We start from the raw sequence: 17,487 nt of genomic DNA on the forward strand, positions 1-17,487 counted from the left end.
CTGTCAACTGGGCGCCCATAAAACAGCTATATTATTTCTTTACTGCCAACCTGTCGCAGGCTTTGCCTCATTGATGCAAAACCTTGATACCAGTCATGGCTGAGGATATCAATGGCTGGATAAGCGGTTGAGACAAGTAAGCGTTCGTTATACAGCTCGGCTACATGACGACCTGTCGCCCTCCGCAATAAAGGTTGCCAAACTTCAAGTTCACTCTCTGCAAGGAATTCGCTGTTGAGCAATTCAAGCTCAGTACTTAACACCTGCAAACGCATTGCTCCGATGTCCCCGCCGCTCCCCCCCCCGGCTTCAGTAAAAATATCCCAGCAGATGCCATAAACGAACCGGCTCCGGAGTCTTTTAACAGCCCGGTCAGGCAGGTTTCGTGGAGCATGATACGCTGTCGGGCCGGCAACGATTCGACGTAGTGAGCTTTCGCACCGAGCACACCGCGCGAACAAAGTGGGCAGGTCAACTCAACCCTCCGTGCCCGCGCCGGGATCAAACCATCCTGCAGCCAGCGTTCAACCCTGATTTGATAGCTGTTTTGCTGCTGCCGCTGCGCCAATATAAATTCGGCCAACCGCTGCAATTGCAGGTGAAATCGGCTTTGTCGGACACGGGTTAAAACCGGCCGTGCTTTTTCCGCTGCCAACTCCAGAACCTGCTGATCTGCAACCAAGGTCTCCTCAAGAACTTGGAAACCACGCTCCTCGGCCGCAAAACGTAGAAAATCGAGCAACCGGTCCTTATGTTGGTAAGAACCCTCCTTCCCCAATTCGCTCGGCAACAGCCAGAACTGATCCGAGCTACCACCGCCGGCAAGCAACTCTTTTCGCAGTGCAACAACTTCGCCCAAAACCGAGGGATCCTTTACCGGCGCCAATACCAGATCAGCAGCACAGAGCGCCGCTGACAGCAACCCGTGTCCGTTGGGCAGATCAACAATCAACACGCCATCGTAATCGGTCAGTGCCAGCACTTTGCGCAACCAATCTGCTTGCTCGATGGCGACAGGATCGAGGTGACAAAACTCTACTCCGAATTCCCCGAAAGCGAGAATCTCAGCAAATTCCCTCCTCTGTTGCAGATCGCCAAAACTTCCGGCGGCAGCATTCGACAACGCAAACATCTTTGAGGTCGCCTCGCGGTCACTGGAGGCGTAGGCAACCGGCAGATCCTCATAAAGCCCCTTCAGATAAACAGCCAGGTTGCTGGCCAGGGTACTTTTCCCGACACCGCTGGATGGAGAAACTATTACTACAACATAGGGGGAATGAACCATCACGCTGACCCCTGCAAGCCTTCCCATTCCTGATAGGCTAACTCCAGCTGATCTTTCAAGCTCGCGTGTTCTGCGCTGATCTGTCGCCAGCGCTCCTGATCCTGATACAGACAGGGATCAGCCATCGTCTGTTCCAGTTCGGTCAACTCCGTTTCCAGCTGCTCGATTCGCTGCTCGACATCGGCCAACTGCTTTTGTAGTTTCTTCTCACGCCGCTGCTGGTCCTTCCGCGCCGCATGCGCCTGACGCCGAGCATCTTTGTCGAGCGACTCTTCCTGCACTGCCTGCTGTGCCTGTTGCTCAACCCGTTTGGCACTATGGCTCGTATCGCCGAGCTGCTGTTTGGCCAGCAGAAAATCCTCGTAATTCCCGAGGAAAGATTCCACCTTGCTGCCACCGACTTCCAGAACCCGGGACGCCAGCTGGTCGACAAAATAACGATCATGCGAAACAAAGACGATGGTTCCTTGATAGCCTTTCAAGGCTTCAAGAAGCACCTGCTTAGACTGCAAGTCGAGATGGTTGGTCGGCTCATCGAGAAGCAGTAGGTTGGCCGGACGCAATAGCAGCTTGGCCAATGCTAATCGGTTGCGTTCTCCACCGGAAAGCACCTTGACCTGCTTTTCGATATCGTCCCCAGAAAACAGAAACGCACCTAGAATGTTGCGCAACTTCGGCACCATCGCCACCGGTGATTCTGCCGAAAGCTCCGCATAGACATCACGACTCGGATTCAGCTCCGCAGCCTGATCCTGGGCAAAGTAGGCCAGGTGCAGGTTATGCCCTTCCTTGCGTTCACCCTCAACTGGTGCCTCCACCCCCGCCAGCAGCCGCATGAGGGTCGATTTCCCGGCGCCGTTCGGTCCGACCAGCGCGACTCGCTCCCTCTGCGCTATCTGGACATCGACCTGCTGCAACACCTTTAAGTCACCGTATTGCTGCGAGGCCGCAAGTAGCTCCAGCGCGATCCGTCCCCCTTTCGGTGGAGCAGGAAAAGTGAAGGCGATTTTCTTGCGCTCCGGCGGCAAGGAGATCCGTTCGATTTTTTCCAGCTGTTTCACCCGGCTCTGCACCTGCGAAGCTTTATTGGCTTGATAGCGGAAGCGGCTGATGAATGCTTCGATGCGGGCGATCTCTTCTTCCTGCTGCTGCTTGGCTGCTTTTAGGGTTGCAACCCGCTCATCGCGGGTGATGACATATTTGGAGTAATTGCCAGGATATTCGGTCAGGTCACCGTTCCAGATTTCGACAATACGTGTTACCACTTTATCGAGAAAAAATCGGTCGTGGGAAACCAGCACCACTGCATAGGGGTAGGCAAGCAGGTAATCCTCGAGCCAGTCACGAGCTGGCAGGTCGAGGTGGTTGGTCGGCTCGTCAAGCAGCAGCAGGTTCGGTCTTTTCAGCAGCAGCTTGGCCAAGGCAATCCGCATCTGCCAGCCACCGGAAAAGGTCTCACACTGCTTACCGAAATCGTCGCTGGAAAACCCGAGACCGGTCAATACCCGGCCGACTTCCGCCTCCATCCGATACCCACCGCGTTCTTCAAATAAGTGCTGAAGCTCTGCGTAGCGCTCCATTTCAGCATCTGCGCAGCCCTGTGCCATTTTCTCTTCCAAGGCGCGGAGCTCCTGCGCCATTCCCTGCAACTCATCCAGAGCGCTGTGTACTTCTTCGAAAAGTGCCCTTCCGTTATGTTCCAGACCATCCTGCGGCAAATAACCGAACGTAGTACCCTTGGCAACTTGCAAGCTACCACCATCTGATTCAACCAGGCCGGCCAACAACTTCAGTAGGGTCGATTTACCGGCGCCGTTCTCGCCACACAGCCCAATCCGATCAGTCTGCCTGATATGCCAATCAATTTTTGAAAATATTTTCCGATCAGCAAAGTATTTTGTAATTTCTCTTAATTGCAACATGGCGCCGGTTATAGCACAAAATTTCAAACGAAAGAAATGGAACCGCAATCCGGTAGCAATCGCACACCCCAGCAAGTCGTTTCTTTTCATTCCTAAAATTCATGTTTTTTTTTCAACTATCGAAAACAGGAAAGTGACAATTATCTAAATATTATTGGAAAATTATTTAACTTTAATTTATGCTTATAAAAAATTATCCAATAAAAGAAAATGCAAGCAACTATTATTCTCATATCAATGCTACTTGGTCTGTGCTGCGGCTTCGTCATGCATCGTTCAGATTTCTGTCTTGCGGGCATGTTCCGTGACCTGTTCCTGTTCCGCAATAGTCCTCTGTTGCGCAGTTTGGTGCTGCTGATTGCCTGTACAATGCTGCTGTTTGAAGCAGCCCGCCTGCTTGGCTTGCTGAGCTTCAGCCTGCCCTCTTCACTTTTCGGACTCCCCTCACTGACCAACCTGCTTGGTGGACTGCTGTTTGGCATCGGGATGGTTCTGGCTGGAGGCTGTGTTATTGGCACACTCTACAAAGTGGGAGCAGGTAACTTTCCGAGCGCCTGTGCTTTTCTCGGCTTGATCATAGGTAGCACTCTTTATGCGGAATTCCACCCGCAATGGAAACAGCTTGAAACCCAGACCCGTTTTACTGATGCCGCCACCCTCCCCCAACTGATCGGGCTCTCTCAGTCATCGGCATGTTTTGTCGTACTGGCAATTTTCGGCGGTTTCTTGTTCCGCTGGCACCAGAACGGTCTACTACGTCGCCCCAGTGTTGTTAAAGGATACCTGCAACCACAAACGGCCGCCCTTCTGCTAGCGGTCATCGGCTTGGTCTCTTTCAGCCTGACTGGTATGCCCCTCGGGATCACGACCAGCTACGTCAAAGTCGGTGCTTTTTTTGAACAGCTGATCATCCCGGAACATTTCGCAAATCTCTCTTATTTTCAGGGCCAAGAATTTCAGTATCTGTCGCCGCTATCAGGGCAAACCCTGAATGCCGGTGCTGGTCCTTTCTGGGATGGTCTGTCGCTGGTACAGTTTCCACTTATCGGCGGAATCTTTGTCGGCTCAGCGCTATCAGCTATTAGTATGGGAAAATTCCTGCTTCGTTTCAATATTCCGAAAGTCCAGCTGATTTCGGCGCTATTCGGAGGGGTACTTATGGGGTTCGCAGCACGCATGGCACCGGCTTGCAATGTCTGGCATCTGTTGGGAGGGCTACCGCTTTTGTCGCTGCAGAGCATCCTGTTTACCATCGGTTTGTTACCGGGGGCCTTGATCGGCTCCCATTTATTGACCCGCTATGTGCTGACTCCTTGAGGTAAAATAGAATCATGCCCGGATCAAATAGGGAAATAATCGAGGTCGACATTTGTGGGCAAATCTGTCCGTCGACACTACTAACGGCGCTCAGCGAAATCAACAAGCACAAAAAGGTCTTACGCACAGGCCTTTTCCAGCTGAACATTTTGACCGACAACCACGACTCAACCAACCGGGTCAGTGAAGCGGTAGGCAACATGGGGTACCGAGTGGAGATTGAAGAGCGAAAAAGCTATTATTGCATCGCGATTTTTAAGGAACCTTAGCAACAGGGACCAAACCAGTCGATGAGTCAACTGCAGCCTAAAAATCACATAACAAAGGCCAACCAAGACGAAATAATTTCTGATCAGCAGGAACTGCAAAACAGGGTGGCCCTGTTGCTGCGGGAAAAGTGCGAACTATCGACCATCAATGAAAAGTTGCACACTTATATCCGGGCGAAAACCAATAACCTGCTGGAGGTCATGGGAACCCTGCCTCTGAGAACAGAGGAGTTGGACGATGTCGCTTTACTGCAAACCGACCCGATCGGCATCGTCACCGAATCTTTTGCCCAGGTTCTTGAAAATCTGCGAAACACCAACGCAAATCTCAAACTTGCCAAAGAAGAGATCCAAGCGATCTTCGATTCTGCCGGGCTTGCAATTTTGCTGGTCGACGACCAACAAAAGCTGCAGGCCTTCAATAAAAAAAGTCAGCAACTTTTCTTTGCCGACAAAGCAAATATTTTGGGACAGACCTGTTGCAACTGCATTTGCGCTGAGAAGCAACCGCCGCAAAACTGCATCTTCAACCAAGTAATGGATATCGGAACCGTCGCAGAAAACGCTGACTTTATCAAAGACTCACGACACTACCATGTCATCGGCACACCGATAAAAACCTCAGCGGGGGCGATTACCCATGTCGTGCTGATCTACAGTGACATTACCGATCGGATAGAAACCGAAGACAAACTGCGCGAAAGCGAAAACCGCTATCGTACCCTCTACTCCACCATGCGAGAGGGAGTGGCACAGCATCGCTTCATCTACGATAGCGATGGCGAACCCTGCGATTACGAGATTCTCGATGTCAACGACTCGTACGAAAAGATTATGGGAATAAAACGGCAACAGATCATCGGCCAGAAAGCGAGCGGAATCTATCCCCTGTTTGACGGCAAGCCAGTCTGTCTTGAACAATTCGTCGCAACAACAAAACAAAGGGGAACTACCCGTTTCGAATTTGATTTCGACTACAATGGGAGCAAACGCATTCTCAGGATTTCTTCCTCACCACTGTCCCCCGGATACTTTGCCGCGATATTCGAAGACATCACGCAGCGCCGGATAAACGAAGAAAAAATCGAACGACTCGCCTTTTTCGACAACCTGACGGGGCTACCTAACCGGGTGCTGATGCGTGATCGACTCGGGCAGATGGTCGCCCGAGCCAAACGAAAACTCAGCCGTATTAGCCTATTTTTTATTGATCTCGACCACTTCAAACGGATCAACGATACGCTCGGGCATGATAAAGGCGACCAGTTACTTAAAATCGTCGCCAAGCGTCTGAGAAAAGCACTGCGTGATTGTGATTCGGTGTCCCGATTGGGGGGTGATGAGTTCGTCGTTCTGGTCGATGAAATCAACAATCGTGAAGATGCCTCACTGGTAGCGTGCAAAATCCTTGAATCGATGACCCCACCAGTCGTTTTGGAAAACAAAGAAGTATACACCACCACCAGTGTCGGAATCGCGATATTCCCGGAGGATGGTGACGATCCCGACACATTGCTGAAGAATGCTGATACCGCCATGTATCAGGCAAAGGAAAAAGGCCGCAATACCTACCGTTTCTATTCTTCCGAAATGAATGCGCAAGGTCTGGAAAAACTGCTTCTGGCCAATGATTTGCGCAAAGCCCTAGCGCAGAATGAATTTCGCCTAGTTTATCAACCACAAATCAAACTTAGTAACGGTCACATGACGGGTTTTGAAGCGTTGCTGCGCTGGCAACACCCCGATTTAGGAGACATTCCTCCCGATCAATTCATCCCTCTGGCCGAGGAGACCGGCCAAATTCTCTCCATCGGCCGCTGGGTGCTGGAAACAGCCTGTCAGAAAGCCCGAGCGATTCATGACAAATGTGGCTTGCCACTGCGAATTGCGGTTAACCTTTCGGCAAAGCAGTTTCAAGACCCGGACTTGGTCGCAATCATCAGAAACTCCCTGAAGAAATCCAACTTATCCCCTGAGTTTCTGGAACTGGAGATCACCGAAAGCATTTTGATGGAGAATTTCGAAAGCGCACAAAACACTCTGCTCGAGCTCAAGGAAATGGGGCTGAATCTGGCGATCGACGATTTTGGGACCGGTTATAGCTCTCTCAGCTATTTGCGCAACTTCCCAATCGACAGATTAAAGGTCGACAAATCGTTCATCCAGAAGATGGCTGCCCATCCGGACGATGCGGCCATCACCGAGGCGATCATCGTCATGGCCCACATCCTCGGCATCAGGGTTGTTGCCGAAGGGGTCGAGAAGAAAACGGAACTCGAATTCTTACGGGAAAAAGAGTGTGACGAAGTTCAAGGATATTACTTCAGCAAACCGTTGACCAGAGAACAGTTGGTAGCTCGTATCCTCGATCCCAGCAACAACAATCCGTTCTGCTTCTTCAACAGTTAACGAATTTGAGGATCAGAATCTTGTCAACAGACACAACGGATAAAGGGCCGATCAACGAGCGGCCCTTTGGTAAATTTTAACAAAACAACCTATCTCATGATTTCAACCGGATCAAATAATCCTCGATCAACTCTGCAGCCACCTCGACGTCCATTCGACCGTTGTTGATCACCAAGTGATAAAGCCGCGCATCATCGAGCGAGGCATCAGCAAAGCGCTTGATAAAATCATCCCGCTGTTTTTGATGAAGTTCGATAAACTGCTCCGCATCGGCCTTGCTCATCTTGTGCGAAGTCATAATTTTCTTCACCCGAAAATCATAATCCGCAACCAAACGCAGGTGAATACAGTTGGGGAGGTCCTGAGCAGCAAAAACCCCGCCGCGGCCAACCAACACACAATTACCGCGTATTGCAAAACCGCGGATTACGTTGCGCAGATGGGTAAACACCTCGGTTTCCTCAGCCCGGCTGTTGTCGAGGAACATGGAAAAAATCGCCTTCAAGGAGGAGGGTGTATCCCGAGACTTTTCTATCTGATCGACACTGAAACCGGACAAGCGCGCCACTTCATCAATAATTTCACTGCCGATAACAACCCAGGGTTCACCGTCCACCCGTGAATTGAGCCGCTTGACCAATTCTTCTGCCAAAGGATAGGCCTGGCAACCGAACTCCCGGGCAATAGTAAAGCAGGGCGCCGGCTTTTTTGCGTCAGCAATCAGCTGAATCTGGTGCCATGCGTGCAGTTTCGCTTCCAGTTGCGGAGTCCAGAAATCACGATTTGCCATAAACTGCCCCCTTTCTACTAAGCTGGTTCGTTACGCGGATGTTTAAATTATACCTGACCACAAACAAATTTTCGCACCATCGACAAAAGAAAAGGCCTCTACGTTTTGGCAGAGGCCTTTAATACACTTATTTTTTGCTGATCACTTGTTGTCGTAGTGCATATGGAAAGTCCGCTTTTTGCCGTCGGCCAGTTTGGTGCCGATCGCAAAGTGGTACGTCCCTTTCTGGTCGAGGGTGATATCGGCGCCAAACGCGTCTTTCATCCCCATCATCATGATCGGTTCGCTCACATTGCCATCGGGGGCTTCGACCTTGACAGCGACGGTACCATCGCCCAAAGCATCACCTTCGTTATTCATAAACCCGATCATCAGGTGATGAGTCTGCGACATGCCATGCGCGGCCATTTTCTCTTTCACATCAAGCAGATGAGCCGCCCCCATGACCCCATCAACCTCTTCGTCCTGCAGCATGATCATCTTGCCGCCCATATCCATGCCACTGCCATGTTCCATCTTTTCCATGCTGTCATGGTCCATGTCCATCGCCTTGCCATGTTCCATCTTTTCCATGCTGTCATGGTCCATGTCCATCATTTTGTCATGGCTGCCGTGCTCCTCGTGACTCATCGCCATTGCACCAACCGGCAGCATCAAAGTTACCATCAGCATCAGTACAAAAAATTTCTTCATCGTTTGTTCTCCTGTTTTGGGGTTGCTGGATATTATATCCAAGGTTAGGGTCTCTATTCGTAATTCGTATCGACCAGTTCGCGGCTGGGCCGCTCGATATAGGTTCCATTCTCGACCAACTCCTGGGCATCGGTCGGGGTCATATCTTTATCCAGTTTCATCCCCCGCCACAGGAAATAGATCACCGGGAAAACCAGCAATTCCATCACTCCCGAGGTGATCACCCCACCGACCATCGGTGCGGCGATCCGCTTCATCACGTCGGCCCCGGCGCCGTGGCTCCACATGATCGGCACCAGACCAGCGATAATCACGCAGATGGTCATGATCTTCGGCCGGATCCGCTTGACCGCTCCGTGATGGATCGCCTGCACCAGATCCCCACGGGTGTTCAGCCGCCCTTTTTCCTTCCACATTTCGAAGGCCAGATCGAGGTAGAGCAGCATCACCACCCCGGTTTCAGCGGAAATCCCGGCCAGGGCGATAATCCCGACCCAGACCGCCACCGACATATTATACCCGAGCAGGTAAAGATACCAGAAGCAGCCGACCAAAGAAAGCGGCAGGGCGATGAAAATGATCGCCGTTTTGATCATCGACTTGGTGTTCATGTAGATGATCACGAAGATGATCAGCAGAGTCAGCGGGATCACCACCTGTAGTTTGGCGGCGGCCGCCTGCATGTACTCGTACTGGCCGCTCCAGATCAGGTTGTAGCCGGGTGGCAGCTTGACCTTCTCTTCCACCACCTGCTGGGCACGCTTGACATAGGTGCCGACATCGACCCCTTTCAGATCGACGAAAACCCAGGCGGTGCGCCGCGCGTTCTCGCTCTTGATCCCCGGCGGGCCCTTGCGGATCTTGATCTGCGCCACCTGCGAAATCGGAATCTGCTGCCCGGTCGGGGTTGGGATCAGCACCCGCTGCAGCGATTGCAAATCGTTACGGTAATCTCGCGCATAGCGAATATTGATCGGGTATCGTTCCAGCCCCTCAACCGTCTGCGATACGTTCATCCCGCCGATCGCCGACTTGATGGTGTCTTGCACATCGCCGACAGTCAGTCCGTAGCGGGCCACCGCCTCACGATCTACCTCGAAATCGAAATAGTTGCCACCGACCACCCGCTCAGAGAAGGCGCTCAGGGTACCGGGAATGTCCCGCACCACCGCCTCAATCTGCTCGCCGATCCGAGACAGGGTCTCCAGATCATCCCCCATCACCTTGATGCCGACTGGGGTCTTGATACCGGTGGAGAGCATGTCGATGCGGGTTTTGATCGGCATCGTCCAGGCGTTGGTCAGCCCCGGGAACTTGATCGCGTCGTTCAGCCGACTTTTCAGCTCCTCGACACTGATCGGACCCTCCTCCGGCAAAGCCCACCGGAGCGGTTTCTTCAACCACTCGAGCAACTCCGGCCAGCCGGAATAAAAGCGCTGCTTCGGTACCGTCCGCCACTGATCTTCCGGCTTGAGCATAATGGTGGTTTCCAGCATCGCTAGGGGAGCCGGATCTGTAGCCGTTTCAGCACGTCCGACCTTGCCGAAGACCCGCTCAACTTCCGGGAACTGGGCTATGATCCGGTCGGTCTGCTGCAACAGTTCGCGCGCCTTGGTGATCGAAATTCCCGGCAGGGTGGTCGGCATATAGAGCAGATCCCCCTCGTAGAGCGGCGGCATGAACTCCGAGCCCATCCGCTTGATCGGCACGAAGATCGAAACGGTGATCAGAACCGCAACCAGCAACACAACCTTGCGGAAGCGCAGTACAAAATCGACCACCGGGTGATAGAGCTTAATCAGCACCCGGTTGATCGGGTTTTTTTCTTCATCGGGAATCTTGCCACGGATAAACCAGCCCATCAGCACCGGCACGATGGTGATCGACAGCAACGCCGCTGCGCCCATGGCATAAGTTTTGGTGTAAGCCAGCGGCTTGAACATCCGCCCCGACTGCTCGCCAAGGCTGAAGACCGGAAAGAAGGAAACGGTGATCACCAGCAGCGAGTAAAACAGCGCCGGGCCGACTTCTTTGGAAGCGTTGGTGATGATCTCCCAGTGCTTCAACTTGCCACGATCATGCTCCAGATGCTTGTGGGCGTTTTCGATCATGATGATCGCCGCATCGATCATCGCGCCGATGGCGATGGCGATCCCGCCGAGACTCATGATGTTGGCGTTGATTCCCTGCCAACCCATGATGATAAAGGAGATCAGGATCGCGACCGGCAGAGTGAAGATCGCCACCAGTGAGCTGGGCAAGTGGAAGAGGAACAGCGCGGTCACCACAGCAACGACAATGCTCTCTTCGATCAGCTTCTCTTTCAGTGTGTCGACCGCCCGCTCAATCAAACCGCTACGATCATAAACTGTCTTGATGGTCACCCCTTTCGGCAGACCAGCTTTGAGTTCCTCTAGCTTCTTCTTAACGTTCTCGATGGTCTTCAGGGCGTTCTCGCCGTAGCGCATCACCACCACGCCACCAACTGCCTCACCCTGGCCATCCAGCTCGGCGACACCGCGACGCAGTTCCGGACCGACGGTCACCCGCGCCACGTCGCGCAGCAGGATTGGTGTCCCCTGCCCGTCCGTGCCTACCACCACTGATTCCAGGTCCTGCACCGACTTGATATAGCCAAGCCCGCGCACCATGAATTCGGTCTCGGCCATCTCCACCAGCCGGCCACCAACGTCGTTGTTGCTTTTCTGAATCGCCATGCGGATCTTCGGAATACCGATGTGGTATGCGAGCAGGCGGTCGGGATCGACCTCGACCTGATACTGCTTTACGTAACCACCGACCGAAGCAACTTCGGAGACGCCATCAACCGAGGTCAGTTCATAGCGCAGGTACCAGTCCTGGATCGAACGCAGTTGTTGCAAGTCGTGATTATCGCTCTCGAGGGTATACTCATAAATCCAGCCAACCCCGGTGGCGTCCGGACCGAGGCTCGGAGTCACCCCTTTCGGCAGCTTGCCGGCAGCATAATTGAGATACTCGAGCACCCGCGAACGCGCCCAGTAGAGGTCGGTACCATCCTCGAAAATGATGTAAACGAAAGAGAGCCCGAAGAAGGAATAGCCACGCACCGTTTTCGCCTGCGGCACCGCCAGCATCTGCGTAGTCAGCGGGTAGGTGACCTGATCCTCGACAACCTGCGGCGCCTGCCCCGGATACTCGGTGAAAACGATCACCTGCACGTCCGACAGGTCGGGGATCGCGTCGAGCGGGGTATTTTTCAGGGCGTAGAGGCCACCGACAATCAGGAAGAAGGTCAGCAACAGGACCATGAATTTATTCTTGATCGACCATTCGATGATTTTTTCCAGCATTAGTAGTCCCCTGTTGGTCGATTAGTTGAACAGATCTTCGAGTTCTTTTTTTTCGGTCTGCTGCTCGTCCCCGAACAGGTTGTCCAGATTGTCGCCTCCGTCGCTGCTAGCTTTTTGCGGGGATTCAGCTCGGCTCGGGTTGAGCATTTTTTGGATCGCCTCGCGTAGTTTGCTCTCCGAATCGAGCATGAACTGGGCGCTGGTCACCACCTGTTCTCCTTCGAACAGTCCCTGGCTGACCTCGATATGACCGTTTTCCCCCTGCAGACCGGTCTTGATTAACCGTGGCTCGAACCGGCCTCCGGAAAGGGCGACAAAGACCGTTTCCTTCTCACCGGAGTACAGGACCGCTTCCTGCGGAATAATCAACGCATCATCGACCTGCTCTCCTTTCAGGTAGACGGTGACATACATGTCGGGGCGCAATTCGAAATCGGTGTTATCCAGTTCCAACCTGGCCTTCACGGTGCGAGTCTTCCCTTCGACATAGGGGTAGAGATAGCTGACATGTGCGCTGAAGCGACGATCATTGACGTACGGCAGCACCACCTCGGCCTGTTGCCCGACTTTCACCCAGGGCAGCTGATATTCGTAGATGTCTGCAAGCACCCAGACTTTGGAGAGATCGGCCAGATTGAGCAGGGTTACCCCCGGTTTGACGTACATCCCCTCGCTGACCATCTTCATTGTGACGATGCCGTCATAGGGAGCATACAGGGTGACGTTTTTACGCACCTCGCCGGTTTTTTCCAGCCGCTCGATCTGCTTTTTGCTCACATCCCAAAGCTGCAGCCGCTTGCGCGATGCTTCGAGCAGGCGCTTGGCGCTCTCGGAGATCTGCGGGAAGCTGCTGTCTTTCAACGAATCATAGTTATCGCGCGCCAGCAGCAGTTCCTGCTGCGCGGTGACCAGTTCCGGGCTGTAGATTTCCAGCAGTTTCTGCCCCTGGTTCACCTGCTGACCGGTTTCGGCCACGTAGAGCTTCTCCACCCAACCGGCGATCTTGGCGTTTACGACATACTGCTTCGGCTCTTCATAACTGACCAGCCCGACGGTACGGATGGTGCGCGACAGGTCACCACGGGTCACCCCTGCAGTGCGCACGCCCATGTTCTGGATGGTGGTCGGATCGATGGTGATCATCGCGCCGCCGGTCGCCTCATCCTCGTAAACCGGAATCAGGTCCATCCCCATCGGCGACTTACCCGGTTCGTCACGGATATAGGTCGGATCCATCGGCGCCTGCCAGTATTTGATCTTGCGGTCACCACTTACAGCCGCAGCAGCAGAACCGCCAGTCCCTTCCTTCATCGGGGTCAGGTCCATGCCACAGATTGGGCAGGTACCCGGCTCGTCGGAGATAATCATCGGGTGCATGCCGCAGGTGTACTTAACCCCTTCCTCAGGCTGATGAACATCCTGTCCATCTTCTGCATGACTCAGTTCTGGGCCGGCAATCATCGGAGTTCGAAAGCTCATATCCGTGGTGAGAAAAACACCCACTGCAAGCAGTACAACGGGTAATAAAACAAGACATGTCTTTACCAAAATACGCATCATTTATCCTTCGACAGAGTTTTCCTGTTGCGGCAGAAGGTCAATCTCCAGCCCGGCAGCCGCTTCCAGACTTGCCAAACTGCGATACTGATCACTGATTGCCTTGATATGCTCAATTTCATACCGATAGAGGGTCATCAGCGAATCGAGCAAATCGAGAAAATCGACCTTGTCAACCTGGTAGGCGCTTAACGTGGCTTCAAAGGTCTGATTGGACTGAGGGATGATACCGGTCCGGTAGAGTTCAGCCAACTTGCTGGCCTGTTCAAAACGAGTCAACGCCTGATGAACTTTTAGATTGACCTGATTGCTAAAATCGTTACGTTTCTGATACGCCTGCCGGAGCAGCGAATCGGCTTCGGCCACGGCCGCCGCCCGCCGCCCATTCCTGACCGGCAGATTGAAGCTGAGGCCGGCACTGACAAAATCGGTGCCTCCATCAGAAAGCGCATCATCCCGGAAGCGATAACTAGCCCAGAGCGTAAAGTCGGGGCGGTAATCGAGTTTGGCGAGTTTCCGCTGTGTTTCGTACTGCTCGATCAGAGCAGCAAAAGCTTCAAACATAGGCCTTTTTTCAGCGGCCTGTTGTTGCAGCGCAGTCACATCGAACTGACCAACGTAAGCTTCCAATTGCTCATCGGTCACCAGCTCCGTGGTCGTCTCCCGCCCTGCCAGGCTGTTTAATTCGGCCAGCGTCGCCATCTCCTGCTGCTGCAGAGCAATTAGCTTGTCCAACTGTTTTGAGCGCTGCAGGTGCGCTTTTAAAACGTTCTGCTGCAGCCCTTTGCCAACCTGGTAACGGGTCTCGGTTAACTTGATGAAGTCATCGAGCACCTTGAGGTTACGCTCGGTCAGCTCGATCGCCTGGCGCTGGAAAAGCAACCGGTACCAGGCATCCTTAACCTGTTTGCGCACCTGCAGGCGGGCATCCTGATAGGCAAAAGAGAACCAACGGCTGCGTTGTGCCGCGACCTCCCCCTTTGCATTCAGCTTGCCCGGAAATGGAAACATCTGCGCCAGCTTTATTTCATTGCCGGTCATCGGAGTCTGAGCAGAGTCGAGCGTGTCGACCGGATAACTCGACAAGGCCAACGACAGAACCGGATCCGGTAATGAGTTTGCCTGCGCAATCTTTGCATCAGCCACAGCAATCTGCTCATAGGCAGCTTTCAGTGGGGGGTTACTATCGGCTTCCCTGAGCAGTTGTTGCAGTTGAACACTCTCTTGTGCAAAAATATTTGTGCCTACGAGCAGCAGTGCAACTGTCAGCAAAGTGAATTTTTTCAACTGTTTCACATCCAAAACAATCTCCATAGACCGGCAACAATCAATAATTCCTTCTGCTTAATAATCAGCATTTATGCCAAAAGGAATTTTCTCTTTATTTCCTATGGTTAGCAAAATTATTTAAGAATATGAAATAGCCAAACGGAGAATATTCTACACCCATAAAAGGATATTCTGCAGATCAGAGAAGCGCCGAAAATAGTGCGAAATGACAACAGAAAAAAACGCTATCACGTCAATTATGATTTACAGATGCCCCATATCTGTTATAGTTCCGACAACAATTCGAGCCTAAGCGTGTCTCCGCAAAGCTGCGTCGAGACGGCTAAAGCATAGTAAAAAAGTTTGATGGTACCGGGCGCCGCCCTTGGCTCCATCCATAATTCTTCCGAAGACCAGCTGAAGACCCCGCATAGCGGAGAGGTCGAACCGGCGTGGATTCGGGCCAACCCGCCAGCGAAGGCGGCCGGAAAGGTTTAACAAAATAATGAGCAAGAAGATGCTGATCAACGCATCGCATCCGGAAGAAAACCGGGTAGCGATCGTTGTCGATGGACTATTGAGCGAACTCGATATCGAGATCGCAGGACAGGAACAGACCAAAGGCAACATTTACAAAGCGGTGGTGGTTCGGGTTGAATCCGGGCTGCAGGCCGCTTTTGTCGATTACGGCGCCGAGAAGCTAGGTTTCCTGCAAATCGGTGAAATCCATCCTAACCTCTACCCCCCGAAAGATGAAACCAAGGGGCGGCCTCGAATCAACGACATCCTGCAGCGCGGCCAGGAAATCCTCGTTCAGATCGTCAAGGAAGAACGAGGCAGTAAAGGGGCGGCGCTAACCACCAACCTGTCGATTCCTGGCCGTTACATGGTGTTGATGCCCGACAGCAGCACCAAGGGAGTCTCGCGCAAGATTCAAGATGATCCAGAGCGTAAAAAACTGAAGCACACCATGGCCGAACTCAACCTGCCAGAGCGGATGGGCTATATCGTCCGCACGGCAGGAATCGGCAAGGAAAAGGAAGAGCTGAAGCGGGATTTTGATTATCTGGTTCGCCTGTTTGAAGGGATAGTCGCGCGCAAGGATCAGATCAAGGCGCCAGCTCAACTTTACCAGGAATCGAATCTGGTCATCCGTTCGATCCGCGACTATTTCAGCACCGAAATGGACGAAGTGCTGATCGACGATGAAAAAGTTTTTCAGGATACCAAGGACTTCTTCTCCCTGGTGATGCCAGAACTGGCCTATCTGGTCAAACAGCATCGTGAAAAAAGGCCGATTTTCTCTCGCTACCAGATCGAGGAGCAGATCGAAACTCTGGCGAAAAACCAGATCCCCCTCCCTTCCGGCGGGTCGATCGTCATCGATCAGACCGAGGCGCTGGTCGCTATTGACGTCAACTCGGGGAAAATGTCGAGCGAGAGCGGCATTGAAGCGACTGCGGCAAAAACCAATATTGAAGCCGCCATCGAAATCGGCCGCCAGTTACGCCTGCGCGACCTTGGCGGTCTGGTGGTGATAGACTTTATCGACATGCGTGACCGCAAACATATCCGCGAAGTCGAACATGAACTGCGCAAGGCACTCCGGGAAGACAAGGCGAAGGTGTCGGTGGGAAGGATCAGCCAGTTCGGGCTGCTGGAAATGAGTCGCCAGCGGCTGAAACCGACTTTGAGCGTCGGTTCCTACCTCGACTGCCCACACTGCCAGGGAAAAGGCCGGATCAAAAGCGCGGAGAACCAGGCGGTCGGTCTGTTACGCCAGATTCACGCCGCAGCCTCGAAAGGGCATATCGGTCATATCGAAGCCTGGGTCCCGCTCGACGTTGCCAACGACCTGTTGAACCGTAAACGACACTCATTGGTAGACTTGGAACAGAAACTCAACCTGCAAGTCACCATCTTCGGCCGTGCCGGCATGAAACCTGGAGAACTTGATCTCGAGTTGCACAAGCGGGAGAAAAGTGAAGAAAACAGTCGTGATATCGCCCCGGTAACCCACGCCAACCAGATCGAGAGCGCATTAGCGGCTGCTCAACAAGAGGAAAAGGTCGAAGTCCAGGAAACAGAAGAAACCGTTACCACGGAAGCGGAGGCTGAAACTACGCCAGAGGAAACCCAAGAAGAGAAAAAGAGCCGTCGCCGTCGTCGTCGTCGTCGTCGTAAATCTGACCGACGTCCAGAGGCAGGCGGTGAGCTGGGCACAGAAGCAGCGGAAACGATCGAACAAACGGTTGTAGCAGAAGAGGAACCTGCAGAGTTCAGCACGCCGCCAACTGTCGAAAAAGAAGCTAGTGCCAAAGAAGTCAGCGCTCCGATTGATGAGCAACCGCAGTCAACTGCCGATCAAAAGGCCGCAGAGGCTCTAGCCGAAACGACAATGGCTGAACAGGTTGCCAAAGAGAAGGATACGAAACGGCGCACCCGCCGCACCACCAAGAAGGCGGAAGAGCCCGCATCCACAGTTGCGAAGTCGGAATCGGCAACGGAAGAGTCCGCAGCAGAAACTGCGAAGCCGGAAACGGTTGTGGAAGAGGAAAAGCCGAAGCGCCGCACCCGCCGCACCACCAAGAAGGCGGAAGAGCCCGCAGCAGAAACCGCACAGCCGGAAGCAGCGAAACCGGAA

Annotated in this window: 12 protein-coding genes; 4 read left to right on the plus strand and 8 right to left on the minus strand. The window is 53.1% G+C overall.

Annotated features, from left to right (window positions below):
- Positions 1-26: 26 nt before the first annotated feature.
- The 3 genes from Q7J88_RS10720 to Q7J88_RS10730 are packed head-to-tail and all read right to left on the minus strand — an operon-like array spanning position 27 to position 3,207.
- Entirely contained in the window at positions 27-275 is a 249-nt protein-coding gene (locus tag Q7J88_RS10720; protein WP_303722191.1) for a hypothetical protein, read from the minus strand.
- Positions 257-1,312, minus strand: coding sequence for a ParA family protein (locus tag Q7J88_RS10725; protein ID WP_303722192.1), 1,056 nt, complete (start codon positions 1,310-1,312; stop codon positions 257-259). Before Q7J88_RS10725 ends, Q7J88_RS10720 begins: the two co-directional genes overlap by 19 nt.
- The gene (locus Q7J88_RS10730; protein WP_369682016.1) at positions 1,285-3,207 is read right to left on the minus strand and encodes an ABC-F family ATP-binding cassette domain-containing protein; all 1,923 of its coding nucleotides are present in this window, start codon (positions 3,205-3,207) and stop codon (positions 1,285-1,287) included. The genes Q7J88_RS10725 and Q7J88_RS10730 overlap by 28 nt, the downstream gene beginning before the upstream one ends.
- Before the next feature lie 267 nt (positions 3,208-3,474).
- Between Q7J88_RS10730 and Q7J88_RS10735 the strand changes: the two genes are divergently transcribed.
- Genes Q7J88_RS10735 through Q7J88_RS10745 form a run of 3 tightly spaced genes read left to right on the plus strand, consistent with a single transcriptional unit; the run spans position 3,475 to position 7,202 of the window.
- The gene (locus Q7J88_RS10735) at positions 3,475-4,524 is read left to right on the plus strand and encodes a YeeE/YedE thiosulfate transporter family protein (protein WP_303722195.1); all 1,050 of its coding nucleotides are present in this window, start codon (positions 3,475-3,477) and stop codon (positions 4,522-4,524) included.
- A gap of 14 nt (positions 4,525-4,538) precedes the next feature.
- Positions 4,539-4,793: a sulfurtransferase TusA family protein gene (locus Q7J88_RS10740; RefSeq protein ID WP_303722196.1), complete on the plus strand. Its 255-nt coding sequence runs from the start codon at positions 4,539-4,541 to the stop codon at positions 4,791-4,793.
- A gap of 21 nt (positions 4,794-4,814) precedes the next feature.
- Entirely contained in the window at positions 4,815-7,202 is a 2,388-nt protein-coding gene (locus tag Q7J88_RS10745; RefSeq protein WP_303722197.1) for a bifunctional diguanylate cyclase/phosphodiesterase, read from the plus strand.
- Between the two features lie 94 nt (positions 7,203-7,296).
- Here the strand turns inward: Q7J88_RS10745 and Q7J88_RS10750 are convergent, their stop codons facing one another.
- From Q7J88_RS10750 to Q7J88_RS10770, 5 genes are all read right to left on the minus strand, one after another.
- Positions 7,297-7,992 carry an AAA family ATPase gene (locus Q7J88_RS10750; protein WP_303722198.1) on the minus strand — a complete coding sequence of 232 codons (696 nt, stop codon included), beginning with the start codon at positions 7,990-7,992 and terminating at the stop codon, positions 7,297-7,299.
- Between the two features lie 141 nt (positions 7,993-8,133).
- On the minus strand, positions 8,134-8,685 hold the full coding sequence (locus tag Q7J88_RS10755; RefSeq protein WP_303722199.1) for a hypothetical protein: 552 nt from the start codon (positions 8,683-8,685) through the stop codon (positions 8,134-8,136).
- A gap of 53 nt (positions 8,686-8,738) precedes the next feature.
- Positions 8,739-12,017: an efflux RND transporter permease subunit gene (locus Q7J88_RS10760; protein WP_303722200.1), complete on the minus strand. Its 3,279-nt coding sequence runs from the start codon at positions 12,015-12,017 to the stop codon at positions 8,739-8,741.
- 21 nt (positions 12,018-12,038) lie between these two features.
- A complete protein-coding gene (locus Q7J88_RS10765; RefSeq protein ID WP_303722201.1) occupies positions 12,039-13,478 on the minus strand; it encodes an efflux RND transporter periplasmic adaptor subunit in 1,440 nt (479 codons plus the stop codon).
- Positions 13,479-13,577: 99 nt separating this feature from the next.
- Entirely contained in the window at positions 13,578-14,870 is a 1,293-nt protein-coding gene (locus Q7J88_RS10770) for a TolC family protein (protein WP_303722205.1), read from the minus strand.
- 478 nt (positions 14,871-15,348) lie between these two features.
- Here Q7J88_RS10770 and Q7J88_RS10775 point away from each other — a divergent pair.
- Positions 15,349-17,487 (plus strand): Rne/Rng family ribonuclease (locus Q7J88_RS10775; RefSeq protein ID WP_303722202.1); only part of this gene is annotated, 2,139 nt, incomplete at its 3' end.

It is taken from the genome of Malonomonas rubra (assembly GCF_003247215.1).
Lineage (GTDB): Bacteria > Desulfobacterota > Desulfuromonadia > Desulfuromonadales > Geopsychrobacteraceae > Malonomonas > Malonomonas rubra_A.

What these genes read in the sequence shown, in the direction of transcription:
- Q7J88_RS10720 (WP_303722191.1), bottom strand. Translation starts at nt 275, where the DNA reads ATGCGTTTGCAGGTGTTAAGTACTGAGCTTGAATTGCTCAACAGCGAA.
- Q7J88_RS10725 (WP_303722192.1), bottom strand. Translation starts at nt 1,312, where the DNA reads ATGGGAAGGCTTGCAGGGGTCAGCGTGATGGTTCATTCCCCCTATGTT.
- Q7J88_RS10760 (WP_303722200.1), bottom strand. Translation starts at nt 12,017, where the DNA reads ATGCTGGAAAAAATCATCGAATGGTCGATCAAGAATAAATTCATGGTC.
- Q7J88_RS10730 (WP_369682016.1), bottom strand. Translation starts at nt 3,207, where the DNA reads ATGTTGCAATTAAGAGAAATTACAAAATACTTTGCTGATCGGAAAATA.
- Q7J88_RS10745 (WP_303722197.1), top strand. Translation starts at nt 4,815, where the DNA reads ATGAGTCAACTGCAGCCTAAAAATCACATAACAAAGGCCAACCAAGAC.
- Q7J88_RS10765 (WP_303722201.1), bottom strand. Translation starts at nt 13,478, where the DNA reads ATGATTGCCGGCCCAGAACTGAGTCATGCAGAAGATGGACAGGATGTT.
- Q7J88_RS10740 (WP_303722196.1), top strand. Translation starts at nt 4,539, where the DNA reads ATGCCCGGATCAAATAGGGAAATAATCGAGGTCGACATTTGTGGGCAA.
- Q7J88_RS10735 (WP_303722195.1), top strand. Translation starts at nt 3,475, where the DNA reads ATGCATCGTTCAGATTTCTGTCTTGCGGGCATGTTCCGTGACCTGTTC.
- Q7J88_RS10750 (WP_303722198.1), bottom strand. Translation starts at nt 7,992, where the DNA reads ATGGCAAATCGTGATTTCTGGACTCCGCAACTGGAAGCGAAACTGCAC.
- Q7J88_RS10755 (WP_303722199.1), bottom strand. Translation starts at nt 8,685, where the DNA reads ATGAAGAAATTTTTTGTACTGATGCTGATGGTAACTTTGATGCTGCCG.